This window comes from Bacillus sp. FDAARGOS_527, assembly GCF_003812125.1.
Taxonomy (GTDB): Bacteria; Bacillota; Bacilli; order Bacillales; family Bacillaceae_G; genus Bacillus_A; species Bacillus_A paranthracis.
The window spans coordinates 26,384-53,042 of record NZ_CP033790.1; the positions used below are offsets into that span (position 1 = coordinate 26,384).

Consider the following 26,659-nt stretch of genomic DNA (forward strand, 5'->3'; position numbering starts at 1 on the left):
GGATGTGAGCGAATGGCCCTTGCTGATTTTAGAAAAGCATTCAAGAAGCCTAAGTCAGTAATCCCTATAACAAAAGAACAAATGAAATTATTTACTGGTGAAGATCCTGAAATTAAATTGTATATGGTGGAAATGAAAGAGGATGGAACGCCAGGTAAAAAGATACCCATAAGACCTATTAAAGAAAAGGATTTATATGCGGATAATGATGATAAGGAGTTAGATGAATGAAACTAAATAAACAAGAACAAACAGTTGTTGTTGGTCAGTTAATCAACAATGTTATCGGATTAGAATTAGTTAAACAACATATTGATCCACAGAAACTAGAAAAGGCTGTAGATTTACACAATAAGATGAATGATGATATGACACCAAAACAGTGTCGAGAGGCTCTTATTAGTGTGTTGGATAAAACGATTGATGAGTTTTTAAAAGCATAACTTAAATAATAATTAGGTATTACCACGAGGAGGAGTTATGACAAGTTACTTCCTATTAAATCGAAGGTGGTGGGTGATGTGACGTGAGTAGACGAAGTATAGAAAGAGATAAAGCATTTGAGATGTATAAAGACTCAAAAGGAGAAAAGCCTATTGAGGAGATTGCAGAAGATTTAGGAAAGAGTATTTCTCTCATTAGAAAGTGGAAATCAAAAGATAAATGGGACGAAAATATTACCGGTAATATTACCACCGGTAAAAAGGTAATTACCAAAGTAGAAAATCCCAAAACGAAGAAAAAATTAAAAGAAATATTAGACGATGAGGAGCTATCCGAAAAGGAACGGCTCTTTTGTTTGTATTACGTGAAATACTTCAATGGTACGCAAGCTGCGTTAAAAGCTGGTTACTCCAAAGATGGTGCCCATGTGCAGGCAAGTCGATTACTAAGGCGCGAACGAGTTTCTTCCTATATAAAGGAGCTTAAAGGTGAGTTAGTTGAAAATGTATTTGTAGAAGCGATGGATGTGCTAAAGGAGTACATTAAGATCGCCTTTGCTGATATTACTAATTACCTTAATTTTGGACAGAGAGAGATTACTATTCAGGATGATGATGGTAATGAGGTGACGAGGTTAGTTAACTTTGTAGATTTGTATGAGGCTGATATGGTTGACGGATCTATTATAACTGAGGTTAAACAAGGGCGTGACGGAATATCAGTTAAGCTTGCTGACAAAATGAAGGCTCTGGATAAGTTATCTCAGTACTTCGACTTAGTACCAGATAACTTCAAGAAGCAGATTGAAGAAGAACGACACAAAATGCAGATGGAAGTGCAAAAGGTACACATCGAAAAGATGAGAGCTGAAATAAAAGAACTAACAGACGATCATGGTAATGGTGGTAAAGTTATCATTGTAAACGATAAGGAAGCCATGAGAAAGGCGATGGAAAATGACCAAGACAGTTAATATTATGGACTTGATGAATACCAATTTCTATTCGTTATGGCTTGCTGAACAGTCACATATCGTTGCAAAAGGCGGACGTTCTTCTATGAAGTCATCAGTTATCTCAATGAAACTTATAACGGACTTTCTTGAAGATGAGCAAGGTAATGTAGTTTGCTTGAGGAAAGTAGGCAAGTACCTTTCTACTTCTATATATGAGCAAATCAAATGGGCTATTTATATGCTTGGTGTAGAAAGTGAGTTTTATTTCGGCAAATCACCTTTAATAATCAGGCACAAGAAGACCAACACTGCATTTTATTTCTACGGATGCGATGATCCGTTAAAACTCAAATCAGCAAAGATTGCTAAAGGTTATGTAATGGCACTATGGTTTGAGGAAGCGGCAGAATTTGCTGGCGTAGAAGATATTGATATTGTTGAAGATACTTTCATTCGTCAAGAAATTGAAGGTAAGGAAGTAAAAGTATACTTCTCATATAACCCACCACGAAATCCATACAGTTGGATTAATGAGTGGCTAGATAGCAAAGCGGGAGATGAGGACTATTTTATTCATCATTCAACATACATGGATGATAAAAAAGGTTTCTTATCTCAGCAGATGATTAGGAAGATTGAGAAGTATAAGATACATGACTTGGATTATTGGCGTTGGATGTATGGTGGAGAAGTCATCGGTTTAGGTGATATGGTTTACAACATGAATAACTTTAAGAAGATTAATCAATTACCAGAAGACGATGATTTGATACTCATTGATATCGCCATAGATACAGGACATCAGGTGTCTGCTACGACTTATTTAGCCTTTGGATTAACGAAGAAAGGCAACGTCATACTGCTAGATACGTACTATTATTCACCTGAAAATAAGGTTGTTAAGAGAGCGCCAAGTGAGTTCTCGGCAGACCTAAATAAGTTTGTTACTGGTGTGACAAAGGAGTTTGGCAGATACATTGATATGCAAACAATCGATTCTGCTGAAGGTGGATTGCGAAATCAATATTTTAAGGATTATGGTATTCGACTACATCCTATAGCTAAAAAGAGAAAAGTTGAAATGATTGAAAACGTCTATGACTTATTGTCGCAAGGGCGTTTTTTTATTTTGGATACTGATAACAACAAGATATTTTATGAAGAACATAAGAAATACCAATGGGAAGCGAAGACGTTAAAAACTCCGAATCCCGAAGTAATTAAAGTAGATGATCATACATGCGATGCGTTTCAGTATTATGTGAATGATAATCTGCAAAAACTAAACCTTAAATATTAGTAAGGGGGTGATGCGTTGTTTAAAAGACTCATCTCCGGCATAAGGCAGGTGTTATATAAAATGGGCCTAATTAAAGGGATTAAAAAGATATCTGATAAAAAGGATATACCTGTTAATGAAGAATCATACAAACATATTGATATGTGGAAGGCGTTATATAGTGGTCATTATGATGATTGGCATAACGTTAAGTACCATACGATTGAGGGCCAGAAGAGTAGAAGAATGGCTTCGCTAAATATGGCTAAAGTTATATCGCAAGAAATGGCTGCTCTTATCTTTAATGAGAAGTGCTCAATCAATATATCGGATAAAACACTATCAGATAATATCAAGAATACCCTGGATGAAAATAACTTCATTAAAGAGTTTCAAAGGTATCTAGAGTATTCCTTTGCTTTAGGTGGAATGGTAATTAAAGTTTACTGGGATGAAGGAATAAAACTTTCCTATGTTACAGCAGACTGCTTCATTCCAATCGCATGGGACAATAAACATATCACTGAGGGATTATTCGTTAACGAAATCTCTAAGGGAGATAAAAAGTACACGCTTCTTGAGTGGCACCTGGTTGAAGGTAGCGAATACGTTATCAAGAATGAGTTATACGAGAGTAAGAACCAAGGTGATTTAGGTGTAAAAGTCTCCTTATCTACTTTATATCCTGACTTGGAAGAAGAAGTGCGGATCGAGAACTTATCTAAACCAATGTTTGTATACTTCAAACCGAATACAGCAAACAATTTGGATTTAACTTCACCGCTTGGAATCTCACTTTATGCTAATGCACTAGGCACGCTGAAATCACTTGATATTGCATTTGATAGCTTCCAAAGAGAGTTTGTTTTAGGTAAGAAACGTATCATGGTACCTACTTCAGCAATTAGAACTGTTATAGATCCACAAACAGGTATACCACAGAGATACTTTGATGCTACTGATGAAGTTTATGAAGCAATGAACTTTGATGATGGAGCAAAACAAATTCAAGATATATCGGTAGAATTGCGTGTTGAAGAGCACACGGCTGCTATTAATGCACTGTTAAACTATGTATCTACGCAAGTCGGTTTCTCTGCTGGAGCGTTTAGCTTTGATGGGCAAGGTGTTAAAACAGCAACAGAAGTTGTAAGTGAAAACTCTAAGACATTCAGAACTAAGCAGTCGCACGAAACGATTATTGAGGATGGTATTCGTGATTTAGTTGATATTATTATCGAAATCGCCGCTTTATATGATGAATTTGAAAGTACAGATAAATATGAGGTTACTGTTACGTTTGATGATTCTATAGCAGAAGATCAGACGGCAGAGATTAATAAACAAGTTACGCTTGTTATGAATGGATTAACTACTAAAAAGTTAGCCATTATGAAGATACATGGTGTTTCTGAAGAAGAGGCAGAGAGAATACTGAAAGAAATTCTAGAGGAAAATAAAATGATTATCCCTGAGAATATTGACTTCTTCGGCATGAACAACAAAAAACAGAATAATAGTCCAGGAGATGAAGGGTAATGGCACTCCCTCCTGAGAAGTTACAGCAACTCTCTATGTTTGTAGTAGATATCTACAATGCAATTGAAGAAGAGTTGCTTTTAAATATGGCCAGAATGCTCAAGTATGACAGGGAATTGCTACTTACTGCTGAGAACTTCGAACAATACCAACATTGGCGAATAGTTCAGTTAAATAAGCTAGGTAAGTTGAACCAACAACAAATGGGTACTATTGCTAGTCATAGTGGTAAAACGGCTGAAGAAGTGCGGAAGATGTTAGAAACCGCTGGATTTACAGCGGTAGAACAACATGAACCGTTATACCGGGAAGCAGTACAAGCGGGAAGTATAGTTGCTGCTCCTGCGATGTATACAAGTGCCGCGTTAATCGGCATACTTAACGCTTATGAGCAACAAGCTTTAGATACGCTGAATCTTGTAAATACAACGATGTTGAAACAGTCGCAACAGGTTTATCTTGATGTTTTAAACAAGACAGTAGGTAAACTACTTGGTGGTGTTATAACTCCACAACAAGCACTTAGGCAGACTATTTCCGAATGGGCACAGCGAGGGATTCCGGCTTTAATTGATAAAGGTGGTAAACGTTGGAGTGCTGAAGCATATGTGAATATGATTACTCGTTCTGTTAGTCAGAATGTAGCAAATGAGATGCAGATGACTCGCATGGACGAATACGACGTAGATCTAATTGAAACAAGCTCACACCTTGGAGCAAGACCACGCTGTGCTCCGTATCAAGGACGTATCTACTCTAAAAGTGGAAAGAGCAAGAGATACCCTCCGTTCTCCAGCACATCGTATGGTGAAGCGGCAGGGTTACTAGGCGTGAATTGTCGTCATATCATCTATCCTTATATCCAAGGGAAATCGACTAAGCGTTATGAACCGTACGACAATGATGAGAACTTAGAAGCATATAAGGAAAGCCAACAACAAAGAAGCTTAGAACGACAAATTAGGAAAGCGAAAAAGGAAGTAAAGGTTATGGAAGCGTTAGGAGATGCAGAGGGTGCGAAGGAAGCGAAGAACAAAGTTTCGCAACGCCAAGCTAATATGAGAGAGTTCATTAATCAAACGAAGCGTAAACGCCAATATAACCGCGAACAAATTGTTTAGGAGGAATTACGATGCTAAAACCATATAGATTACGATTAAATGAAATGCAGTTCTTCTCTGAAGGGGGAGAAAATCAACCAGTTGCACCGGAAGGAGGTGAGCCTAATGTAGCGACACCAGAAACTGTACCACCAACAAACCCAGAACCACCTGCAGAACCGCCAGTTACTTTTACCCAAGAACAATTGGAAGAAGCTAAACAGCAACAAGAAGCAGCTTTGCTGAAGAAACTTGGTGTAGAGAACTTAGATCAGCTAAAACAATCATTAAAAGGTTGGAATGAGTATCAGGAATCGCAGAAAACAGAGCAAGAAAAAACAAATGAAAAATTAACAGCATTTGAGACTCAGTTGCAAGAAAAGAATGAGTCTCTTTTTAATTTGCAAGCAGAAAACGCTGCGATTAAGTCAGGTATTACAGAAGAAAAGAACTTAAATGCAGTTATTACTCTAGCAAAAACAAAGGTTAGTGATGATATAGACATTACAAAGGCTATCGAAATGGTAGTTGAAGAGTTTCCTCATTTTAAAGGTGTAGTGGAAGAACCACAAGGAACTCCAAAGCCTACATTTACAACTGGTCAACATCAGAAACAAACGTTGACTGAAGCTGATAAATGGAAAGCAGCTTTCGCGAATTACTAAAATTAGATAATAGGAGATGTTAAATATATGGGAACTGTTAATTATGCTTCATTATACGCTGAGGGTCTTCAGCAAAAATTCACACAAGGTTTAAGCTTTGCAGCGTTATACAATTCACCAAACAATAGCATCATTAAATGGACTGGAGCGAAAACGATCCAAATTCCACGTATTGCTGTTGGAGGTTATACTGATGTTGACCGCGATGTTGTAGGTGGCTACACACGACGCGCTGATAACTCGTGGGAACCTAAAACACTTACACATGATCGCGAATATAAAACACTTGTTGATCCGCAGGACATTGACCAATCAAATATGGCTTTATCTATTGCCAATATTACAAAAGTTTTCAATACAGAAGAAGCGATTCCTGAGCATGACAAATACATGGCTTCTAAACTGTACTCTGAATACACTTCATATGGTAAGGTTGCTACTACAGTCGCATTAACAGCGACGAATGTACTTGAAACTTTTGATACGATGATGGAAAAAATGGATGAAGCAGAAGTGCCACAAGAAGGACGTATTCTTTACACTCTCCCTTCTGTTAAAAAGCTACTAAAAGAAGCAGAAGGCTTACAACGACAATTAGATGTAGGTACCAATAATGGAACTGTAAAACGTTCTATTTACTCGCTTGATGATGTAACGATTGTAACTGTTCCTTCGTCTCGTATGAAAACAGCTTACAACTTTACGAATGGTGCTGTTCCTGATGGATCTGCTAAAACAATGGATATGATACTTATTCACCCCGCTGCAGTTATTTCGCCACAACAATATGAGTTTGTTGATTTAGATGAACCAAGCGCTGCGACTTCTGGTAAATACCTGTACTATGAGCGTAAATACTGGGATGTATTTTTACTCCAGAAAAAAGTTGACGGCGTACAGATCAACATCCAAACACCTGTAACTCCTTAAAAGAGAGAGCTTAAAGCTTTCTCTTTTTTTAATACGAAAGGAATGATGTAAATGAGTAACTTAGTAAAAGTAAAACGATTGAATAAAACACTGAATATTGATGAGGGTCGCTTAGATAGTTACCTATTAGATGGATATGATCAAATCGACGAAGAAGGTAACGTTATTACTCGTGCCACAGGTGGACGAAATGTTTCGTTGGCTGAGTACAATAAGGCATTGGACGAAAAAGATGAGCTGGAGAAGGAAAATAAAAAGCTAAAATCAGAAGTAGCCAAGCTGAAGAAGGAAGCAGCTGCTAAGTAGGTGATTGTATGGCGTATATAGATGCTGATTATTATACGAACATATACAAAGGAATGCCTGTTGAGGACCCAGATATGTTGAATCGTATGATTGCAAGAGCTTCCGATGTAGTTGATCAGGTTATTAACTATAAATTGAGTGGTGTTGATTTTGATAAATTAGCACCATTTATCAAGGAGCAAGTAATGAAAGCTACTGCTGCTCAAACAGAGTACATCGCCTTATACGGCGAAACCTCTGCAAATACCATGATTGATACGCCTGTAATGCAGGTTGGTAAGTTCCGATATGGATTGTTGCGAGGCGGAAAGTCAGAAGGTGCAGGTAAAGATGCTCGTATAGCACAGGGTACAATCGCCTTTCTAAGGCCTGCAGGTTTGCTTTATTCGGGGGTGTCAGTTCATGATTAATGTCATTCCTATCCCATTGCATATGCTTATCCATACAGTTGAGTATCATGAGTACATTGGTGAAGACGATACATGGGGAGGTTCTTCTTCCTCATACGCTCCGCCAGTCGTGCTAAAAAGGGTGCGGGTGCAGCCTAATGAAAGGTTATATAACACTTCAACTGGTGATAGCGTAACGTTTGAAGCGACACTCTTTCACGATTCGGTTAACTCTTCTCCTGCTAATCAAGTGTTTAAAGAAAAATCTAAGATCGTGTGGAATGGGAAGGAAATGTTCATTAAAGAAGTTGAGCCTCTTTATACAACGAACCCTAATAGGCCACACCATACAGAGATTTATCTGCAATGATTAGAATTAATGTACGAGTTGATACTGCACAGATGGAAGCTAAGGCAGAGGAAGCGATAAACAAGGCTCAATTCGCATTAGATCAGCAAGTGTTAAAGGATAGTAATTTTTACATTCCAAAAGATACTGGCGAATTAGAACGTTCTTCAATACGTTTCAGTAGACCAGGTGAAGGTCATATTGAATGGAATACCCCATATGCGAGAAGGTTGTACTACAACCCGCAATATAACTTCTCAAAAGACGTTAACCCTAATGCCAGAGGAATCTGGTTTGAAGAGGCGAAAGCACGTCATGCAAGCGATTGGGCTAGATTAACAGAAAACGAAATACGACGGAATTTATAGGGGGGTTAAACATGAAATGGTTAATTGAATCGGTGAAGAACCACTTAACTACTGTTCTATCTAAAGACATCATGTTTGCTCCAGTAAAAGTCGATGTATTAGATATAGGTTTGAGTAATGCTCCACGAAAAAGTATTGCAATTAGGATCATCCCATCAGCTCCTGGCGAGCAATATTTCGAGGGAGAGATTATAAATAAACAATTTCAGATTCTCTTAAAAAGTGAAAACCAATTAGAAGCTAATATTTCTATGGAAGCAATAGCAAGAGAATTAAACAATGTGCATAGAAGAGAGTTTCACGCAGTGGACAACTCTTACACATTGAGAAGGCTCAACATTTATGTAGAGCCTAATTTCGTAGATAAAATAGCGTCTAACGAGTATATATACACTGCTCTTTTTGTAGTGGAATTAGAATTAGGAGGTAATTAATTTGGGCGGATTTTTAATGAACCACGGATATAAATTTGAGTTAAATGTTTCGGAAACGAGTACAGCTAAGTATGCTGTTATTGCGAAAGGGATTACTTCGGTAGATCCAGATAACAATGAAGAATCAGAAGAAACGTATTATTACGATGGTGGCGGAGCTGCAGAACGTGATATTACTGGTTTCATGATGTCTTATGGATTCGAAGGGCATCGATACTACGGTGACGAAGCGCAAGATTTTATTTTTAAACGTGTTAACCAAGTAGGTAATGCTCGTAAAAGTGATTTTCGTGTGACGGAGCCTAACGGGGATAAGTGGGAAGGTCGTTGTACTATCTCAGAAATTAAAAATCCCGGCGGTGACGCTAACGCAAAAGGTGAAATTGAGTTCACAATCAGTTTTGATGGCGTGCCAACATTCACTAAAGCAACACCAACGTTGTAAAAACAAAGAGTCGTTAATGCGGCTCTTTTTTCTTTGAATAAAATATAAAACTATAAAAAACGGAGTGTGGATTATATGTCACAAGTATTTCAATTTAATTTCGAGAAAACGTATAAAGAGGTAGATGTAGCAGGTAAGGTTTATCAAGTGGAATTTAACGATGACGCAATTAATAAATACCAGAAATCATTAAAAAGCTTTGGTAAGAAAACTAAAGAAGTACAAGGTTTAATACCAGATTACGAAAAAGCAACGGATGAAGAAATCGATAATCTAATGAATAAACAAAAAGAACTAGTAAAACACGTTGTAGAAACCTTCTTAGGTGAAGGTACATTTGAGGATCTTTATGAGAAAGCAGGTAAGTCTGTAGGAAATTTAATGACGTTAGTTGACTACTTAAATAATCTTTATCTAGAAGAAGCTAAAGAGAAAGCTGAAAAAGTACAGGCAAAATACTTAGCTAACGTCAAAAAGTAAGGTGATCAGTAATGTTCAAACTTACTGACAGAAATAGAGATATTTACAATTGGGCAGGTGTTGCAATTGAACTCAACCTGTCCTTTGACAATATCTTAAAGCTAATGGAACTTTTCGATGATGAAAGTGTTCCGGGGCATATAAAACCTAACATAGCTTTGAATATGCTCATTGTCGATAACGCACTTCTAACGCAATTATCTCCAACTGAAAAAGAAACCCTTATTATCAACGTGTTCAGAGATAAATTAAATATCGATTTATTATCAACAAATAAGAAAAATGAAATGACAGAATCGCATCATGAAGAAGATGACGATTATCCGGATATACCTGTCGTAAACTTTACCATTGATGCAGAAAGAATATATGCGTCGTTTCTATATGATTATGGAATTAATCTCTTTGAACAGCAGGGGAAATTACAATGGGATGAATTTCTCGCTTTATTTAATAACTTGTCAGAGAAAACCCCTATGCGTACAGCTATATACTATCGTACCTGCGACATACCTAAAAAAGATAAGTACAACGGCGACGAGCGTAAACGCATAAAGAAAATGAAAGCTATATATGAGTTACCAGAGGCCAAGGTGATTAGAGAAGCAAAAGAACTTCAAGATTTCCAGAAACGTATGGAAGCACAAAAGAGGCAGGTGACTTCAAATGGCTGACGGACGGGTTGAGATAGATGCGCGGATTAATAACAATAACGTTAGACGAGATGTGCAAAACATTAACAGGGAGTTAAACCGAATCGGTGGAGGGATGAACCGCACAGCTCGTGATATGCGTAATACTGTGGGCAGAGAAATGCAAGGAATGGTGGGCGACTCTGAGTATTATGCTAGGCAGTACCGTAGAGCATACGGTGACGAAATAGGCGGGTTAATGCATGATGTAGGCGGAAACTATCGCTACATGTCCCAGGAAGCAAGAAATATGATGATGGAAATGCAACAAGGTTTTTACGCTCAAAAGTTAGCGATGATTCCTTTCATGGAAGATCAGATTAAAGCAACGTACGGTTACTACAAAATGGCCCAAGGATCTAAGGACTTCCAAGGAACTAACAAAGATTTCATTAACCAAGCTAATGATATTGGTAAAGCTATGAAAGCTTCTCAAGATGCTCAAATTAATGCTAACAGGCTTGCTATGATGGGGATGCTTCAAACTATTGGGGCTATGAATGCTATGAGTTCTCTTGCGTCTAAGACTACGAAAAACTTAGATCAGATGAAAAACCCATTGTACAATACCGCAAGACCTGCGCTTGCGTTAGTTGACAATCTAGATAGAATTGCGCGAAGTGGTTCAGCTGCACAAATAGCTTTAGAGCTGCACGGACCTCAGGCGAGCATGAAAACTTTAACTGATGAAGCTATGAGGCTTAATTCAGTAATGATGGGAATGCCTATCCTAGCTATGGGCGTCGGGCTGAGTATGCTTTTCATGTATGGTTCTCTGCATAAAGCTAATATGGAAATGGAACCTAAATATGCTGAGGCATTTACTAATATGATGGAGAAGCTTACGAAGGCGCTAGAACCGATGAGACAAGCTTTCACTGCAGTAATGGTACCTATTTATAATTTTGTGGCTAAGATGGCGGAGTTAACAATAGCATTCAATGAAGCGCACCCGGTTATGGCCAGATTTATTCAAGGTACTATTATGCTAGTTCCTGCCTTAATGGGATTGCTACTACCTTTAGGATTAGGTGTAGGTTACTTTAGAGGATTAAGAGCAATTCTATTCGCATTACGCCCACTAATGATGCCTATTATAACTGCATTCGCTACTATGTCCACTCCTGTATGGATCGTAGCGGCTGCTATAACCGGTGCAACCGTAGCCTTTACTCATTTTTACAAAACTAACGAGAAATTTAAAGGTTTTGTAGACGGTACTATTAAGTCAATCAAAGATTTCAGTTCTAATCTTGTAAAGAACGGGAAAGAGCTACTTAATAACGCCTATAAATCTGATATGGTACAAAACTCTATTAAAGCTATGCAGAAGGGGTTAAATGTAGCGGGTCAGAAGTCAAAAGAGTTTGGCCTTAATATGGTCAATATGGGGAAATACTTGTATGAGACTGCTAAGTCAGGGGATGCAATGAATGAGTGGGTTGGGCATCTTCCTGAGCCATTCCAAGCTTCTGCGGAGAAAGTAGGACAATCGGTAGCGAACATCAGGACTTCTATACTATCGTCAATACCTGTAATTCAATCATTCGGGCAAAACATGGCAAGCATGGGTAAGTATCTTTTCTATACGGCTCTTGACGGTGATTATTTGAATGACTGGATAACTCATTTACCAGAGGGGTTCCAGGGTGCGGCACTTAAGATTGGCCTAACAATGAGTAGCGTGAGAGAGAGCATCATAGGTACGTTTCCTGCCATTCAACAATTCGGACAGAACGTAATGAGTATGGGCAAATACTTAATGTATACCGCTATCGATGGCGATTACTTTAATGATTGGGTAACTCACCTTCCTGAACCATTCCAGAATACTGCCTTGCAAATCGGTATGAGCGTAGCTAATATTCGCCAAACAATAATTGACTGGGTATCTAGCACAGTCGCTGAAGGTGCACGAATGGGCGTTACCTTGAAAGACATGGGGATGTACTTCCTAGAGGTAGCGAGAACGGGTGACTTCGCTAATGAGTCGCTAATGAAACTGCCTGTAAATATGATAATGGGTGTCAAGCAGATGGGGATTGCTCTTGCTGAATTTAGAGCGGACTTTATCGCTACCTTCCCAGTAATAGGGGAATTTGGTCAGAATCTATTGAATTTGGGGCAATACATCTTACAAGTGGTACTTACAGGAGATATCATGAACAGTTGGTTATCGTCAATGAGTGGTGGTTTCCAGAACGTCGCCATCTTGATTGGTACTGCTATAGAACAAATTAAGACTAGTATTGGTTACTTTGTTGAAGCTATCAGGCTTGCTATGGGTGGAGATACTTCCCAACTAGGACAGATATTCACAACAATTCTTCCTACATTGATTACTATATTGATTGGTGGTTTACCAGGATTGCTACTTACTGCATTGAGATTCCTCCCTACGATTGTAGAAGGTATCAATCAGATGTTACCTGGTTTCTTAGAAACAGCAGGATCTATCATTCTACGTTTCATTGAGACAATTGTAGGAATGATTCCTACAATATTACAGGTTGGTATTGATATCATAAGTACAATCATTACAGGTATCACGACTTCACTCCCTATAATTGTACAAGCAGCTATAGATATTATTGTGAATACATCTAATGCGTTCTTCTCTGCTGTAACTGCAGTTGCTCCTTCATTGATAAACGCAGGACTCGATATGATACTAAAAATACAAAAAGGTTTAACTGATAACCTTCCTAAGATATTAGAGATGGGACTTACTATTATTGAAAATCTTCTGGAAGGGATTAGCAACATGTTACCAAAGATAATTGAATCAGGCATTACAATTATTACTAAGCTTTTAGAAGGTATTGTACAGCGTTTCCCTCAATGGATACAGAATGCTTATGATATGATGAATAAGTTTTTAGATTCTATCATCAAACATCTTCCTACTATCCTACAGACAGGTATTGATATCCTTATGAAACTTATTGACGGTATCGTTAAAGTCCTTCCTAGATTGCTAGACGCTGGGCTTAAAATGATTATCCAATTAGCAAAAGGATTAGTGGATAATTTCCCTACGATCCTAGAAAAAGGTATTCAAATAGTAGAGTCTATCATTAGAGGTATCATACGAGCTCTTCCTGGTCTTCTAAAGAAAGCATGGGAACTAACATGGGAGTTCATTAAAGTAATTGTAGCTAACTTGCCACAAATCCTAGAGACAGGCGTTAAGTTACTTATCGCTTTAATTAATGGTATCGTGAAGACTGTAGGTCGTTTATCTTCTACGATTATCACTGAAGTTATTGGAGCTATCCTTAAATGCTTCAGTAACGCAGGTACAATGCTTAAAAGCATCGGCAAAGACATTATCCAAGGTCTGATTAACGGTATTTCTAGCATGGTCGGAAAAGCTGTATCAGCTGTTAAGAGCGTAGCAAGTAACATCAAAGATGGAATCGCCGACTTCTTCGATATACACTCTCCTTCTCGTCTAATGTATGGAATGGGTGAATTTGTGACGGAAGGTCTGGCTAATGGTATTGTTTCGCTAACGAATTTAGCAGTTAATAAAGCTAAAACGATGGCTGAAGCTGTAGCTGATGGATTTTCATCTCTTCAAGAAGATATAGTTATGGGTGATATCATTGGTGGTGGTATTGATAACGCAGCTCTGAATTCCGCATTTTCAAGCTCTAAGAGATTTGTTAACGATATGGTTAACGTTAATCCTACAGCACAACAAGCCGCTTATATAGCACCTAAACAAGAGAGACAAGTTAAAACAACGCCTCAAGATAGTAATCAGAGCGATCAAAATAACACGTACATCGTAATGGATAAAAAGGTTGTTGGAGAAGTGTTAGCACAACCTGTAGAAACTACAAATAACAGACGAAAACAACGTCTGGCACAATTTAAACCAACTGTAACACCTTCCTTTTAACTAAGGGAGGTGTTTTTTATAGATAAAAATACCGGAAGGAGGTAGTCGAATGCCATCAGGTAGTTTTTCATTTAACGGGATACGTAAAGACTACATCTTTATCTTAATGGGATTTAACCGACCTGCATGGTCTCCTGTTGAGAGAGATATCTTAAAGGTTCCTTCTAAAGCAGGAGGGTATCTCCTACAAACGAATACAAATGTAAGAACAATAGAAGTTCCTGTCATTATCAGGGCGGGTAGCCAAAGTGAAATGCAAAAGAAGAAAGAAGATTTAGCGGATTGGCTTGTGACAGATCAACCTTGCGAATTGATTTTTGATGATGAACCAGATCGCACTTACATGGCTGTAATTGATGGTGAAGCAGACATAGATGAATTAATTTTCAGAGGAAAAGGAAAGATTACATTTGTCTGCCCTATGCCTTATAAATTAGGGGCTGTTAAAACAGAAGTTATGCTGGTGCAGAATCAGGAATTAAAAGTGTCCTTTGAAAATAATGGGACAGTAGAAACAAATCCTATCATCGATATTGAAGTGACAAATCCTAGCCCGTTCTTGGATGTATGGAATGATGACGAATATTTTAGGCTTGGTTATCCTACTGGAGTTAAAACCCGTGTGGTAAAACAAGATGAGCGCCTAATATGGGATGAAATGAATAGTTTAACTCCTTGGACGGCTGTAACGGGTCAAATAGGGATCTATAAAAGTTCAGGAGCAATGAAGGTATGGCAAGGATACGCTTTTACACCTGAATCATACGGAATAGGAACTGCTACTGAGTGGCATGGTCCCTTTATGAAACGAACTATCCCCAATACGAGTGGTGTTATTCAAGACTTTAGACTTGATGTGCAAATGTATTTTCAGTCAGGTTATTGGAGCAGGATGGGGAAAACAGTGGTCATGCTTTTAGACGCTAATGACAATGTAATAGTTGAATTATCAATGGCTGATGAATACATGAGTCATGAAATGACAACCGCACAAGCAATTATTGATTCAGGCGGTTCTAGAAAGTGGATTGCTGACGAAATGGGCATGTCTTCTGATACCTTTAATAATTTCAGGGGTCATGTTTCAGTAGCACGCAGAGGTAAAGAGTGGAGTTTCTATTTTGCTAAGTATCGCAAAAATACCGAAATAGATGATGCTAGTTTTGTCCGCACCTGGAGAGACGAGTCCGATAGTAACCCCATGACTTCTAGACCAGTAGCAAAGGTAGCTGTAGGCTGTATCGCTTATGGTCCACATCCGCCTGCTGAAATAGCATTTATTGAAGATGTGAAGTTTTGGAAGATTAATACTTTAACACTTGATGAAACTCCTTATATTTTTGATGTAGGGGATAAAGTTCAGATAGATACAGAGAGATCACTAGTAACAATAAATGGAACAAATGCAATTGGATTAAAAGACATCTTTAGTAGATTCCCTACTGTAAAAAGAGGTTGGAACGATATTATTATACGTCCATCTAACATAGGGACAGCGCGAATTGTTTACAGGGAGAGGTACAAATAATGAAGAAGGTAAGCGGAGATTTACACATTGTAGATTTTAAAACAAAACAAATTATCGCTACTATTCAGCCGGCGGATTATTTCGATGATCTAAGACACTGGGAAATCAAAGATAACGTCGACATACTGGACTTCAAACTATTAGAAGATTCTCCGTTTCTAGATTATATCCAACAAAAGAATTTGATATTAAAAGAAACGAATCCAGGTGTTATTACTCCCTATGTAATCACTTCTATCGAAAAAGACTCTGAAAATCATAATGTTACTATCTATGCATCAGGTGAGTGGATTTTACTTGATAAAGAGGTTCCTTTAACACCGCAAGAGATTAAAAGTTGGAGTGCTGAACAGTATTTAAAGTTTGCTACTAGTCATACTGATTGGGAAGTTGGCTTTATCGAAGCGATAGGGAAACGCTCTTTTAAAATAGAAAAACCCATGAGCCCTTTGCAATTCATTCAGCAAATCGCAACTCTCTTCGACAACATCGAGATCCAATACAGGATAGAGATCGGAACCGGCAAGCCGAGAAGATTCATTGACCTTGTTAAGAAACGCGGCAGAGAAACGAATAAAGAGGTTACTCTCGGTAAGGATTTAGTAGGAATCAAGCGCATAGAGAACTCTGAAAACATTATTACTGCATTATTTCCGTATTATATAGGCCAAGATGCGGACGGTAACGACAAGTTAATCACTATCGAATCTGTGAATAATGGATCTCAATATATTGTCGATGACGCAGCGTTTCAACGTTGGAATGTGAACGGAAAGCATCTATTTGGATTCTACACTCCGGAATCTGAAAAAGATGAACTTACTCCGTCCAGATTGTTAACATTAGCCAAAATGGAGCTAAAAAAGCGTGTTTCCGCAATCGTTACTTACGAAGTGAATTCTGTTGACATATCTAGCGTATTTGGATATGAGCATGAGGATGTTAGAGAAGGTGACACAATCCGTATTATCGACGAAGGTATGACACCGACTCTTTACCTAGAAGCAAGAGCTATTGTAGGAGACAATTCCTATAAGGATAAGCATCAAAACAAGCACAAATTTGGAAACTATGTAGAAATAGTCAACCAAGATGAAGCGTTGCGAAGACTGTATCAAAAGATGCTTTCCATGATTAATGACAAAGTATCGAAAGAATGGTTTGCTGCATTAGAAGAAAAAGCAAATGATACAGCTAAAAAGGCGAATGAAGCTGTTGAAGAATCGAAAACAGCTAAAGATTTAGCTACTGCTACAAAAGATTATATGGATCAAAACATGGTCGATATTATAGAAAGTGTTTCTCCTCCTATCGCGGGTCTTAAACCAAATAAAACGCTATGGCGTGATATTAGTGGTGGCAAGCCTGGTATTTTGAAAATATGGACAGGTACAGTGTGGGATGTTGTCGTTCCGGATGTCGAGGAAGTTAAAAGGGATCTTGAACTCACTAATGAATCTATGAAGTCGAAAATCTCTGAAAAACAAATGCAAGATTATTTAGGTGGTTTAGGCAGTACAAATATTCTATTCAATTCTGCATTTGAAGATAGAGAAATTAACCCAAGTTCTGGTGTGATTATCTCTAGAACCCCAAGCCTTAGTAAGTGGAGTGTGACAGCTACTGCAGGAACAGCGGTTACACCTACAACATCCAAAAGACATGACGGGTATAATTCTGTTCAGATTCAAGCTACAGGGTTAACAGGAAACGTTTTGACAGGAATAAGCCAGATGACTCCTGTTACATCTAACTCAGGGAAAGTAGTGTTATCTGCATGGATATTTACGAATAGTAAAGATGGCTTAGATCAAGATGGATATTTGGAAATTAAGTTTCGGAATGGGTTAACTGTAGTTGCAACTACGAATGTAACTTTAAAAGATAAGTTAACTGATGGCGTATGGACATTTATTTCCGTTACTGCTGATGTACCTTCAAGCGCTGTTACTCATGCTGAAGCTTGTATAGGAATAAATAAAAACGGCCTTATTTGGGCTTCTCAACCACAATTTCAACAAGGTGAGAATCCTTCGAGTTTCATGGAAAATCCTAAAGATTATGCTAACTACGACCAACTTGTTGGAGAGATTGCAAAAAAAGTGGCTACTTCTGAATTCGACTCTAAGGTATCTACTATTGAAACCAGTATAAATCAACAATCTGACCGCATTAATCTCAAAGCAGAGAAAAATGATGTTTACAATAAAACAGATTCTGACGGGCGTTTTGGGAGTAAAGCTATAGTAGATAATCATACTTCACAATTATCTTTAATGAGTGATGAGATTAACTTACGAGTTAAAAATAACGAAATTGCTTCCACAATCAACCAAACAGCTCAATCTGTATTAATTCAAGCGAGTAAAATTTATCTTGATGGTTACATTGAAGCAAAACATCTTAAAGCGCAGACTTTGCAAGGGGTAACAATTCAAACTGCTCCTGCAGGTTCAGGCGCCAATCATATTCGTTTAAATGCACAGAATTTAACTGTATACGGTGGTGGACGTAGTAGAGGTTATTTAGGATTCATTGAGCGTACAGACGGGAACATTCAGTCCGCTTTAATTCTTGGTAATGATTATGAGACAACAGGGACGTTAAACGGATCATTAGTAATTGACCAAACTACAATAAATTCAAACGTATTCACTAACTCAGTGGCTTCGATTGGGATTGCTACAGGTCGTAATGGAAATGACGTCATTAAATCTTCCTATATCAATTTCTACAGATATGATGGAGCAATGCAAATTAACTCTGTAGGCGATATGAGTTTAACTAATACGAACGGCAACATCTCTCTTACTGCTAGTTCTACAGGTGGTACTACAGGTTTTATCACCTTGAGTTCTTCTAAAGATATCAATTTGACCGCTAAGCGTGGCTACTTTAATTTTTATACAAGTGATAACAAGTCATTCCCTGCAATGACAATTAAAGACTTAGCTCCAACTGCTCAAGGAGATGTAGATTTTACTTTTGCAAATCAGATCATGTTTAGAATGGCAAGGCATCCTGACTATGTAGGTGAAGGATTACAGATTAAAAGTGCGACAGGTGACGCTTTCCGAGACATTAAACTTAGAACACTACGAGCTACTGAAAATATATCTGCTACAGGGCGTATGTGGGCGCAAGAATTTATCCCTAATTCTTCTCGTGCGCTTAAAACGGACATAGAAGACCTTCCATTCTCTGCTTTAGATAAAATCAACTCTGTAAACATCAAACAGTATCACTTTATAAGAGATGTTGAACGCTTCGAGTCAGGGGAGTCTATTACACTTCCAATTAATTACGGTATGATTGCGCAGGACACTGACGATGTATTCACCACACCACAGAAAGACGCTATAAAACTTTATAGCTCTGTTGCAATTTCTATTCAAGCAATACAAGAAGTTGACTTTAAAGTTGAAAATCTTCAATTTGACCACGGTATGTTGAAGCAGGAAGTTGACAATCTTAAAGAACAACTTGAAGCAGAAAAACTTGAGAAAATTTCAATGAAAGCTGAAATTGATGAATTAAAGGTATTAGTGCAACAATTACTAAACAAATAAACCGAAACAACAATTAATAAATGAGAAACCAGAGCAGCCATAAGCTGGTCTTTTTTTAATTTACAAAAGGAGTGATCCATTTGGCAGAACTATTAAAAGTAAGAGAAATAACAATTGACACAATGCAACATAAAGATTTCGCCACAAAAGAAGAAGAACTAAAGGTAATGCGGTTTTATCAGAATGATTTAAACTCTGCCAAGCTATTAATCAATGTAACTCATGACAAAGTAGTTACGGATTTCTCGACAGCTACAAAGGTACAAATTGCATTTTTAAAGCCTGATGGCAAGAGAGTGTTCCAAGATGTACAGAATGTAAATCAAATGCAAGGTAAGTATTATGTAGTATTAAGCACACAAACACTTATTGCCTACGGAAACGTAGTTGCGCAATTAAGGTTAACCTTCCCTGATAATAAAGTAATTGAAACATGCAAATTTGTTTTTGCTGTTGATGAATCGATAATGTCTGATGAAGCAATGAAATCTACAAATGAATTTCCAGTTATTCAAAAAGCAATTGAAGCAGGGGAGAAACTTGAAGGTGTAGATATTAACGGGATTATTGCAGCCGGCGTAAAAGCAGATACGGCGTTACCAAAAACAGGTGGTACCATGTCGGGTAATGTAGACATGGATATTTCAGTCGGATCTAAGAGTAAAGGTTATCGTTGGAGAGATGCTACTGGAGCTTTATTCGGTTTAGAATCCGCTACAGATGGGGCACTTATCTTATATGACTACAAAAACCTTGCGAGGGTGTGGCAATATGACCCAGTGGCTAAACGATTTACAGTCTTGTCAGATACAAACCTGTTAAAAACTACAGGTGGAACGATAACAGGAACGACGATATTTGAAGCGGGTGACCTCAGATTTAAAAATACCGCTAACGATATTTTATTTCGGAACAATACATCAGGAATATTTTCATTTTATGATATTGCACAAAATCAAGTCGTATGGTCGTACAATCCTGCCACTAAAGAATTCACAGTAAACTCTGCATCCAATCTTCTAAAGAAAACAGGCGACACTTTAACGGGTACTTTGAATTTTGACGTAAAAAGTGGAGCGTCAAAAGCGGTTCGAGGAATTATTGACGGGCAGGTTCAGAGTGGATTACTACTAGAACAGAGCGGATTCCAAGCGTATGACTGGAAGAATAATAAACAAGTATTCCAGTACCTTGAAGCAACTAACACGTTTAATGTAACCGCCCCAAACACAAACTTAGTAACGAAAACGAAAGACAGCCAAGTTGACTTGGTTGTAACGGCTAATGGTGAAGCATTCGATACTGGTACACCTAATGTGGCAAGAAGAAGAGGGAACACGGTCACTATTAGAATTGCACTTAAAAGAAAAGCAGGTTCTACAGATAATATAGTTGCTACTATCCCACCTGAAATGAGACCTTCAACATTCATGGTGACTAATGCGCTAGCTACTGATGGAACTGTCGTTAGGGTGACAGTAGAAGCGGCAGGGAATATCAAGTTTAGCGCTACCGATAAGAGTGTATACGATACGATTACTTATGTAGTAGATTAAGGAGGAAAACGCATGACTAGACAATATGGGTATTTTTATGACGAAAACGGAAAATTTACTGATTATAGACTTTTAGACGAGAAACCGATTTACGAGAAGAGAACTTTTGAACGCGAAGAACAAAAAGAAATCGTAACAGAAGAAAAGTTATGCGCGCTTCACCAATCCATTGAAGATGGCACGTACAAGCCTAAGATTGACGAAGAGACAGGTGAAGAGTTACCAGTAATCAGTAAATACGAATGTCCTGACTGTGTAATGGCAAGTGTAGATTATGAAACTATTAAAGTGCCATATGAAGAAGATGTCATTGTAGGCTATGAGCCTGACATCCCTCCTAACTGTACTTTAGAAGTTTGTCCTTGGTTAGCTTACGAGCCTGTATTCAAGGAAGGTAAATGGGTGAAAACGGTTGAACCGAAGCCAGAAGAACCACAACCAAAGGAACCGTCAGAATTAGAATTACTTAAAAAACAGTTAGAACTAACACAGCAAGCTCTGGATGATGTATTACTTGGAGGTATGTAAAATGGCAAATTATTTAGCGCAAAGAGTTATTGATGAAATATACACATACACTTATGTTGTTTCAAGGCGTCCAGACTTAAAAACCGGTATCGACTCATATTTAATTAAAAATGAAAGAGAAGATTTAATTACAAATAGTTCAGTGATGGGTTATTCATTATAAACAAAATACGGCTTTTACAACAAACCGAAGCGTGCTTATAGCAGGCTTTTTTATTTTGAAATGAGGTGGTCAAAGTGGAAGGGTTACAAGAAGTAAGAAGTGATGTTCAAGAAATAAAGCAAGATATTAAGGACATTCGCTTGGAAATTAAAAGTTTAGAAATGCGGACAACAGGTAACGAGAAAGACATTATCAATATCAACAAACAGTTAGATAAAATCAGCGCCAATACCACATGGATTTTGCGACTTATTGTCGGTGGAATTGTCGGCGGCATTCTCACTTTCTTAATGAAAGGAGGTGGTATGTAATGGTGAGTTTAGCTGTAATGATTGGAATTGTAGTTGGTCTTTCACAAATCGTAAAAACAATTGGATTACAAACAAAATATATTCCGTTATTGAATTTAACGCTTGGCATTGTGCTAGGCGTTTTATTTTTGGACGGAGATATCAAAACAAATGTATTTCAAGGAATCATCATTGGTCTATCAGCAAGTGGATTATTTGACCACACAAAAATTATGAAAAAGGATGCTGATATAAAATGAAAAAAACATTAAAACATATTTCTTCTGTACTCTTTGCTGTTATTTTAGTTTTATCCATTGCAACAAGTGCTTTTGCGGATAGAACACTGATTATTCCTGATTTACCGAAACAACCATACCGTAATGGTGTAGGTGCTTATGAGGGCGTTGTAGCACATTCTACAGCAACTCCTGAAGCGCCAGCTATTAATATTCAAAAGTATGAGTCTCGTACGTGGCGTTCAGCATTCGTGCATTATGCAGTTGATTGGAATGAAACAATCCAAATTGCTGATACGAAATACATTGCCTATGGCGCAGGACCAGGAGCAAATAAACGATTTGTTCACGTAGAATTATGCGAAACAAGTGATTATGAGAAATTCAAACGAAGCTATGATAAGTACGTTAAGTTATTGGCTAAAATCCTTCGTGATCGTGGATTATCTGTAGAAAAAGGATTATGGACTCACTATGATGTTACAAAATATCTTGGTGGAACTGATCATGAAGACCCACTTGATTACTTAAAGTCTCATGGTGTATCAGAAGCTCAATTCCGCGCTGATGTACAACGAGCATACAATAATTCTAGTGTGGAAGTTTCCGTTCCTGATAAGCCATCTAAACCAGCAGAAGTTCCAACGGCTGTAACAGATGGTATTGCTTATATTGAAGGTTACAACGTAAATTTACGTAAAGGACCTGGTACAAGCTATTCTAAGATTCGCCAGTTAAATAAACCGGAATCGTATGTTGTATGGGGTGAAAAGGATGGCTGGTTAAATCTTGGTGGAGAACAATGGATTAAGAACGATCCATCTTATGTGAAGTTTAGTAAGAAGAGCACAGTAGATTCATCAATTGTAGGTAAGCGTGTTATTTCTAAAGTTAATAATTTACGATTCTATGATGCTCCATCTTGGCAGGATAAAGATGTTGCTGGTTCTGTAGATGGAGGTTTAGGTTTTACAATTGATGCAAAAATAAACGTCAATGGATACCCGCAATATAAAGTGCACAATAGTAAAGGTAAAACGTACTATATTACTGCAAATGAAGCCTATGTGTATGTGAAGTAAAAAAATAAGAGCCGTCCTGTTGGGCGGCTCTTTTTTTATTTGAATTCAACATAATATTTATTATTAATAATTCCAAACGCCACTTTTCTTGGGAAGGGTTTGTATCCTTCTAACACTGCGTTCATACAGTGCTGAACCCATTTTTCTAATTCTATTGGTAAGCGATACGCTTTAACGCTCCCATCACTATTTTTAATTGTTGCTACTTGTATGACGGTCCTTGACATTGTAATTCTATCCATTGAAACCGCTGCAACGTCGTCCTTTCCGGCAGTACCAACACTAAGAACTTCATATACTGGCGCGTCTTCTTCTTTAAGAATCATAGGTATGTTCAAATACTCAAAATCATTGATATTATCATAAATAATAGCTCCAGCTTGATTTCTTCTTACTATATCCTTCGTCATATTCATCTCTCCTTTTTCTAATCATATCGGAATGCATTTGTTAATGCTATTCCGTTTTTTTGTTCTTATCACACAGAATATACGTTCTTTTAAAAGAATAAAAATAGCTCCGTTTTTCACGAAGCTACATCCAAAAATCATTTTCATTTATGTTTTTTCCTAACTTCTTTAATCCCCTTGTTATTTGGGATACAGTTGAAAACTTAGGTCTGTACTTTTTATCATTACACACTTTCGAAATAGTGCCCCTACTTAACTCAGCAGCCTTCTCCAATTCCCCTTGTGTGATCCCTTGTTTGTCTAGCCATTTACCAAATTTGCTCCGTTTTTTACCTAATCCAAACACCTTTACCACCTCATGAATAGCTTGCCCTTTCCGTCATTTTTTTAAACGCGAGAAAAAAACTGACATAAAGGCCAAACAGTACTCAATACCTTTTACCATACCAAACAAATTACGATTCTCAGTTCCAAATTGATAGCCTTTTAAAAATTCGTTTTCTCTATTCCAAATAGAATTCGCTCACAGAATATTGCTTTAGACATTACAAAATTAGTATTTTCAATGGTTCATAGCTGTTTTTATCTCTTCTAATCTTCAGGGACTATTCTTGCAGAATACATCTAGATAGGTGGTGTCACGCTTTGATATTCGAGTTATTAAGTTCTGCTGCTGTTGGTAGTGTAATTCTTTTTGCGAAAATGCATCAAAAAGGAGCAACTAACGATGCCTCCAAGATTCAAAGGATTTGCGCGAACTGCGGATTAAAAGTAAAAGAAGGAAAAGAGACCAGGACTATACAACTGCTTCGCAAAACGAGAAATGATTGGGGAGTTGAATATGCGTATAGGATTCCGCTTGGTCTTAGCTTCTCCGATTTTGAACACAAGATTCAGCATTTAGAGGATGGATTAAATCATAAGAGCAAAGTTTACGATTTTAAACTACAAGACTTCAAATCTCTTCGTTTGCGAAAAGATATCTTAAAACAAATACAAAACATCATAAACAAGAAAAAACTCGTTAGAAAGGAAATTGAGCTGTCTTACGATGGTTTGCTGAAAATACGAGTTTATGAGAAAGGGATTCCTGATTTTGTGAAGTTTGAGGAAGACATGATGAGGCAGTGTAGAGGATGGGAAGTCCCTATCGGTTATACAAGGGATGGGTTAGTAAAACATGACTTTGATCAGCTATCTCATATGATTTCTGCCGGTATGACGGATATGGGGAAATCAAATGTACTAAAGCTTATCATTACATCTCTGGTACGCAACCAATCAGAAAATATAAATCTATTCCTAATCGATTTGAAGGGTGGTCTCTCTTTCAACCGATACAGATTCTTAAATCAGGTCGAATCAATTGCGAAGAATCCAGAGGAAGCCCTAGAGACTCTAAGGGAATTGCAAGATAAACTGAATGCTAGAAACGAATACTTACTAGAAAAAGGATACGAAGATATAAAAGAAGCCGGGGATCCAGTGCGATACTTTGTAATTGTCGATGAAGCAGCCGACATAGCCCCATATCAGGAGTGCAGGGACATCATTGTAGATATAGGTCGTCGTGGCAGGGCAGCGGGATTTCGCTTGGTATATGCGACGCAATACCCAACAAATGAAGCTTTGCCATCACAGTTACGACAAAATATAGGCGCTCGTATTTGCTTTAGATTGCAGACAGAAGCGGGAAGTCGAGCTGTACTTGATGAGGGCGGTGCAGAGAGTCTTCCTAACATAAAAGGGAGAGCAATATACCAAACAAATGAGAAGAAGGTCCTACAGACGGTTTATATCGATAATAAACAAATTGATAATATCATAAAGCCACATATCAACATAAGAGCGAGGAAGGAGCATGAAGATGCAAAAACTAGCCATGAAGGAACAACGCTTAGAAAACATACTCTTGAGCTTGAAGAAGTTGGGATTTTTAAGTAGAAAGCAAATCCAGGTACTTCATGATCTTGGCGGTGACAGGAATGCTTCGCGTGTGATGAAAAGTCTTGAAGAATATGTGTCTAGCTTTAGGGATGGGGAGAAGGTGTACTATCTCAATAAAGAAGGGCGCGAACGTATCGGGAGTAAGAAAATACTCAAGCGTTCGAATCAATTTCGCCACTATATAATGCGAAATGACATCTACATCGCTTATGAATGCCCGAAAACGTGGAAGCAGGAAGTTAAAATGAACGTGAAAGGTATCGTTTCCATAATTGCAGATGCACTATTTACGGATAATGGCCGTTATCACATCGTGGAGGTGGATCACGAGCAAAAGATGAGTGCGAACCGTATCAAGATGCAGAAATATCGCAAATTAATTGAATGCAACGTATTTGAGAAGGCGCCTAAATTTATTTGGTACACCACGACGGAATACCGCAGAAAACAGCTAGAGAAGCTTTGCGAGGGATTGGATTGCAACATATTTACAGTTACTGATTTCCATTAAAAATAGGGAGATGGTCCATATGGCAACAGAGACAATGAGCATCAAAGATTTTATGGATGGTAACTACGGGGCAAAGAAAAAGTGGAGCTTGTTCAAAAAGAAAGCAAAAAAATACGCACCTGTCGCAGTGCGAGTAAGTATAGTAATCGGTAGTGCTATTATATTCAGCAACATTATAGATATTCCTCACGTATTTGCTGATGGAAATAATCCAGATGTGAATGAAGTATTTAAAGATGTGCAGTCCAACGATGGGAAGATAAAAAATTATATAGATGGCCAACTGTACAATCGTATTGTAAATGCGTTTGAGCCGGTTATTTTCTTGATTAAAGCAGTTTCCTATCCAATTGCATCCGTTGTAGCGTTATGCGGCGGGCTGTTCATTATGGTTGGTAGCCAGGAACGAGGCTTCTCGTTAATAAGTCGTGCAGGGATTGGCTATATAGTTGTTCAAATGATTCCGCTGTTCATGAGATTACTTGTTGAAATAGCAAAAGCAATTTAATGCAACTCCATATCGCTTAATACAAGGGGAGGATTAAAATAATTAA

The 26,659-nt window shown here is 37.9% G+C and carries 30 protein-coding genes; 28 read left to right on the forward strand and 2 right to left on the reverse strand.

Annotated features, from left to right (window positions below; all coding sequences use genetic code 11):
- Positions 1 to 12: 12 nt before the first annotated feature.
- From EGX95_RS01645 to EGX95_RS01760, 25 genes are all read left to right on the forward strand, one after another.
- Entirely contained in the window at positions 13 to 231 is a 219-nt protein-coding gene (locus EGX95_RS01645; RefSeq protein WP_001152025.1) for a hypothetical protein, read from the forward strand.
- Entirely contained in the window at positions 228 to 443 is a 216-nt protein-coding gene (locus EGX95_RS01650) for a hypothetical protein (RefSeq protein ID WP_000773609.1), read from the forward strand. Before EGX95_RS01645 ends, EGX95_RS01650 begins: the two co-directional genes overlap by 4 nt.
- Positions 444 to 526: 83 nt before the next feature.
- A complete protein-coding gene (locus EGX95_RS01655) occupies positions 527 to 1,417 on the forward strand; it encodes a terminase small subunit (protein ID WP_123805341.1) in 891 nt (296 codons plus the stop codon).
- A complete protein-coding gene (locus EGX95_RS01660) occupies positions 1,401 to 2,699 on the forward strand; it encodes a PBSX family phage terminase large subunit (protein ID WP_000169483.1) in 1,299 nt (432 codons plus the stop codon). The genes EGX95_RS01655 and EGX95_RS01660 overlap by 17 nt, the downstream gene beginning before the upstream one ends.
- Positions 2,700 to 2,714: 15 nt before the next feature.
- Complete coding sequence (locus tag EGX95_RS01665) at positions 2,715 to 4,217, forward strand: phage portal protein (protein ID WP_000476465.1); 1,503 nt, start codon at positions 2,715 to 2,717, stop codon at positions 4,215 to 4,217.
- Positions 4,217 to 5,338: a phage minor capsid protein gene (locus EGX95_RS01670; RefSeq protein ID WP_123805342.1), complete on the forward strand. Its 1,122-nt coding sequence runs from the start codon at positions 4,217 to 4,219 to the stop codon at positions 5,336 to 5,338. The genes EGX95_RS01665 and EGX95_RS01670 overlap by 1 nt, the downstream gene beginning before the upstream one ends.
- Before the next feature lie 11 nt (positions 5,339 to 5,349).
- Complete coding sequence (locus EGX95_RS01675; protein ID WP_000917551.1) at positions 5,350 to 5,982, forward strand: hypothetical protein; 633 nt, start codon at positions 5,350 to 5,352, stop codon at positions 5,980 to 5,982.
- A 27-nt stretch (positions 5,983 to 6,009) separates the two neighbouring features.
- Positions 6,010 to 6,912 carry a hypothetical protein gene (locus tag EGX95_RS01680; protein ID WP_000537603.1) on the forward strand — a complete coding sequence of 301 codons (903 nt, stop codon included), beginning with the start codon at positions 6,010 to 6,012 and terminating at the stop codon, positions 6,910 to 6,912.
- A 51-nt stretch (positions 6,913 to 6,963) separates the two neighbouring features.
- Positions 6,964 to 7,218: a hypothetical protein gene (locus EGX95_RS01685; RefSeq protein ID WP_000067991.1), complete on the forward strand. Its 255-nt coding sequence runs from the start codon at positions 6,964 to 6,966 to the stop codon at positions 7,216 to 7,218.
- 8 nt (positions 7,219 to 7,226) lie between these two features.
- Positions 7,227 to 7,628, forward strand: coding sequence for a head-tail connector protein (locus EGX95_RS01690; protein ID WP_000323337.1), 402 nt, complete (start codon positions 7,227 to 7,229; stop codon positions 7,626 to 7,628).
- The gene (locus EGX95_RS01695) at positions 7,621 to 7,977 is read left to right on the forward strand and encodes a putative minor capsid protein (protein WP_000611250.1); all 357 of its coding nucleotides are present in this window, start codon (positions 7,621 to 7,623) and stop codon (positions 7,975 to 7,977) included. The genes EGX95_RS01690 and EGX95_RS01695 overlap by 8 nt, the downstream gene beginning before the upstream one ends.
- Positions 7,974 to 8,324: a minor capsid protein gene (locus tag EGX95_RS01700; protein ID WP_000619350.1), complete on the forward strand. Its 351-nt coding sequence runs from the start codon at positions 7,974 to 7,976 to the stop codon at positions 8,322 to 8,324. Before EGX95_RS01695 ends, EGX95_RS01700 begins: the two co-directional genes overlap by 4 nt.
- 11 nt (positions 8,325 to 8,335) lie before the next feature.
- Entirely contained in the window at positions 8,336 to 8,758 is a 423-nt protein-coding gene (locus EGX95_RS01705) for a phage tail terminator protein (protein ID WP_000871572.1), read from the forward strand.
- A 16-nt stretch (positions 8,759 to 8,774) separates the two neighbouring features.
- Complete coding sequence (locus EGX95_RS01710; RefSeq protein WP_002081831.1) at positions 8,775 to 9,203, forward strand: phage tail tube protein; 429 nt, start codon at positions 8,775 to 8,777, stop codon at positions 9,201 to 9,203.
- 75 nt (positions 9,204 to 9,278) lie between these two features.
- On the forward strand, positions 9,279 to 9,683 hold the full coding sequence (locus EGX95_RS01715; RefSeq protein ID WP_000084444.1) for a hypothetical protein: 405 nt from the start codon (positions 9,279 to 9,281) through the stop codon (positions 9,681 to 9,683).
- A gap of 11 nt (positions 9,684 to 9,694) precedes the next feature.
- Positions 9,695 to 10,357 (forward strand): Gp15 family bacteriophage protein, encoded by a 663-nt coding sequence (locus EGX95_RS01720; protein WP_000475601.1) that lies wholly within the window; start codon positions 9,695 to 9,697, stop codon positions 10,355 to 10,357.
- Positions 10,350 to 14,282, forward strand: a complete 3,933-nt coding sequence (locus EGX95_RS01725; RefSeq protein ID WP_000763194.1) for a phage tail protein — start codon at positions 10,350 to 10,352, stop codon at positions 14,280 to 14,282. The genes EGX95_RS01720 and EGX95_RS01725 overlap by 8 nt, the downstream gene beginning before the upstream one ends.
- 49 nt (positions 14,283 to 14,331) lie before the next feature.
- Positions 14,332 to 15,810: a distal tail protein Dit gene (locus EGX95_RS01730; RefSeq protein ID WP_001139089.1), complete on the forward strand. Its 1,479-nt coding sequence runs from the start codon at positions 14,332 to 14,334 to the stop codon at positions 15,808 to 15,810.
- Positions 15,810 to 19,379, forward strand: coding sequence for a phage tail spike protein (locus tag EGX95_RS01735; RefSeq protein WP_123805344.1), 3,570 nt, complete (start codon positions 15,810 to 15,812; stop codon positions 19,377 to 19,379). The genes EGX95_RS01730 and EGX95_RS01735 overlap by 1 nt, the downstream gene beginning before the upstream one ends.
- A gap of 80 nt (positions 19,380 to 19,459) precedes the next feature.
- On the forward strand, positions 19,460 to 20,935 hold the full coding sequence (locus EGX95_RS30630) for a BppU family phage baseplate upper protein (protein WP_413463793.1): 1,476 nt from the start codon (positions 19,460 to 19,462) through the stop codon (positions 20,933 to 20,935).
- Between the two features lie 12 nt (positions 20,936 to 20,947).
- The gene (locus EGX95_RS01745) at positions 20,948 to 21,463 is read left to right on the forward strand and encodes a hypothetical protein (protein ID WP_123805346.1); all 516 of its coding nucleotides are present in this window, start codon (positions 20,948 to 20,950) and stop codon (positions 21,461 to 21,463) included.
- Position 21,464: 1 nt separating this feature from the next.
- Entirely contained in the window at positions 21,465 to 21,626 is a 162-nt protein-coding gene (locus tag EGX95_RS30135) for a hypothetical protein (protein WP_175556109.1), read from the forward strand.
- 74 nt (positions 21,627 to 21,700) lie between these two features.
- Positions 21,701 to 21,937 (forward strand): hemolysin XhlA family protein, encoded by a 237-nt coding sequence (locus tag EGX95_RS01750; RefSeq protein ID WP_000398738.1) that lies wholly within the window; start codon positions 21,701 to 21,703, stop codon positions 21,935 to 21,937.
- A complete protein-coding gene (locus tag EGX95_RS01755; protein WP_123805348.1) occupies positions 21,937 to 22,176 on the forward strand; it encodes a holin in 240 nt (79 codons plus the stop codon). Before EGX95_RS01750 ends, EGX95_RS01755 begins: the two co-directional genes overlap by 1 nt.
- Complete coding sequence (locus EGX95_RS01760) at positions 22,173 to 23,237, forward strand: N-acetylmuramoyl-L-alanine amidase (RefSeq protein WP_123805350.1); 1,065 nt, start codon at positions 22,173 to 22,175, stop codon at positions 23,235 to 23,237. The genes EGX95_RS01755 and EGX95_RS01760 overlap by 4 nt, the downstream gene beginning before the upstream one ends.
- A gap of 35 nt (positions 23,238 to 23,272) precedes the next feature.
- Here EGX95_RS01760 and EGX95_RS01765 read toward each other — a convergent pair whose 3' ends face one another.
- Together EGX95_RS01765 and EGX95_RS01770 are read right to left on the reverse strand one after the other, a co-directional pair.
- Positions 23,273 to 23,647 carry a hypothetical protein gene (locus EGX95_RS01765; RefSeq protein ID WP_123805352.1) on the reverse strand — a complete coding sequence of 125 codons (375 nt, stop codon included), beginning with the start codon at positions 23,645 to 23,647 and terminating at the stop codon, positions 23,273 to 23,275.
- A gap of 124 nt (positions 23,648 to 23,771) precedes the next feature.
- Positions 23,772 to 23,993: a helix-turn-helix domain-containing protein gene (locus EGX95_RS01770; protein ID WP_123805354.1), complete on the reverse strand. Its 222-nt coding sequence runs from the start codon at positions 23,991 to 23,993 to the stop codon at positions 23,772 to 23,774.
- A gap of 299 nt (positions 23,994 to 24,292) precedes the next feature.
- Between EGX95_RS01770 and EGX95_RS01775 the strand changes: the two genes are divergently transcribed.
- The 3 genes from EGX95_RS01775 to EGX95_RS01785 are packed head-to-tail and all read left to right on the forward strand — an operon-like array spanning position 24,293 to position 26,613.
- Complete coding sequence (locus EGX95_RS01775; protein WP_123805355.1) at positions 24,293 to 25,591, forward strand: FtsK/SpoIIIE domain-containing protein; 1,299 nt, start codon at positions 24,293 to 24,295, stop codon at positions 25,589 to 25,591.
- Entirely contained in the window at positions 25,560 to 26,105 is a 546-nt protein-coding gene (locus EGX95_RS01780) for a replication-relaxation family protein (RefSeq protein ID WP_250649730.1), read from the forward strand. The genes EGX95_RS01775 and EGX95_RS01780 overlap by 32 nt, the downstream gene beginning before the upstream one ends.
- A gap of 19 nt (positions 26,106 to 26,124) precedes the next feature.
- Entirely contained in the window at positions 26,125 to 26,613 is a 489-nt protein-coding gene (locus EGX95_RS01785) for a hypothetical protein (protein WP_033693623.1), read from the forward strand.
- Positions 26,614 to 26,659 lie beyond the last annotated feature (46 nt).

Bases quoted from the DNA above. Each gene is read 5' to 3' on its own strand.
- EGX95_RS01645 (WP_001152025.1), top strand. From the start codon at position 13: ATGGCCCTTGCTGATTTTAGAAAAGCATTCAAGAAGCCTAAGTCAGTA.
- EGX95_RS01650 (WP_000773609.1), top strand. From the start codon at position 228: ATGAAACTAAATAAACAAGAACAAACAGTTGTTGTTGGTCAGTTAATC.
- EGX95_RS01660 (WP_000169483.1), top strand. From the start codon at position 1,401: ATGACCAAGACAGTTAATATTATGGACTTGATGAATACCAATTTCTAT.
- EGX95_RS01670 (WP_123805342.1), top strand. From the start codon at position 4,217: ATGGCACTCCCTCCTGAGAAGTTACAGCAACTCTCTATGTTTGTAGTA.
- EGX95_RS01675 (WP_000917551.1), top strand. From the start codon at position 5,350: ATGCTAAAACCATATAGATTACGATTAAATGAAATGCAGTTCTTCTCT.
- EGX95_RS01680 (WP_000537603.1), top strand. From the start codon at position 6,010: ATGGGAACTGTTAATTATGCTTCATTATACGCTGAGGGTCTTCAGCAA.
- EGX95_RS01685 (WP_000067991.1), top strand. From the start codon at position 6,964: ATGAGTAACTTAGTAAAAGTAAAACGATTGAATAAAACACTGAATATT.
- EGX95_RS01690 (WP_000323337.1), top strand. From the start codon at position 7,227: ATGGCGTATATAGATGCTGATTATTATACGAACATATACAAAGGAATG.
- EGX95_RS01695 (WP_000611250.1), top strand. From the start codon at position 7,621: ATGATTAATGTCATTCCTATCCCATTGCATATGCTTATCCATACAGTT.
- EGX95_RS01700 (WP_000619350.1), top strand. From the start codon at position 7,974: ATGATTAGAATTAATGTACGAGTTGATACTGCACAGATGGAAGCTAAG.
- EGX95_RS01705 (WP_000871572.1), top strand. From the start codon at position 8,336: ATGAAATGGTTAATTGAATCGGTGAAGAACCACTTAACTACTGTTCTA.
- EGX95_RS01710 (WP_002081831.1), top strand. From the start codon at position 8,775: ATGAACCACGGATATAAATTTGAGTTAAATGTTTCGGAAACGAGTACA.
- EGX95_RS01715 (WP_000084444.1), top strand. From the start codon at position 9,279: ATGTCACAAGTATTTCAATTTAATTTCGAGAAAACGTATAAAGAGGTA.
- EGX95_RS01720 (WP_000475601.1), top strand. From the start codon at position 9,695: ATGTTCAAACTTACTGACAGAAATAGAGATATTTACAATTGGGCAGGT.
- EGX95_RS01725 (WP_000763194.1), top strand. From the start codon at position 10,350: ATGGCTGACGGACGGGTTGAGATAGATGCGCGGATTAATAACAATAAC.
- EGX95_RS01730 (WP_001139089.1), top strand. From the start codon at position 14,332: ATGCCATCAGGTAGTTTTTCATTTAACGGGATACGTAAAGACTACATC.
- EGX95_RS01735 (WP_123805344.1), top strand. From the start codon at position 15,810: ATGAAGAAGGTAAGCGGAGATTTACACATTGTAGATTTTAAAACAAAA.
- EGX95_RS01745 (WP_123805346.1), top strand. From the start codon at position 20,948: ATGACTAGACAATATGGGTATTTTTATGACGAAAACGGAAAATTTACT.
- EGX95_RS30135 (WP_175556109.1), top strand. From the start codon at position 21,465: ATGGCAAATTATTTAGCGCAAAGAGTTATTGATGAAATATACACATAC.
- EGX95_RS01755 (WP_123805348.1), top strand. From the start codon at position 21,937: ATGGTGAGTTTAGCTGTAATGATTGGAATTGTAGTTGGTCTTTCACAA.
- EGX95_RS01760 (WP_123805350.1), top strand. From the start codon at position 22,173: ATGAAAAAAACATTAAAACATATTTCTTCTGTACTCTTTGCTGTTATT.
- EGX95_RS01765 (WP_123805352.1), bottom strand. From the start codon at position 23,647: ATGACGAAGGATATAGTAAGAAGAAATCAAGCTGGAGCTATTATTTAT.
- EGX95_RS01785 (WP_033693623.1), top strand. From the start codon at position 26,125: ATGGCAACAGAGACAATGAGCATCAAAGATTTTATGGATGGTAACTAC.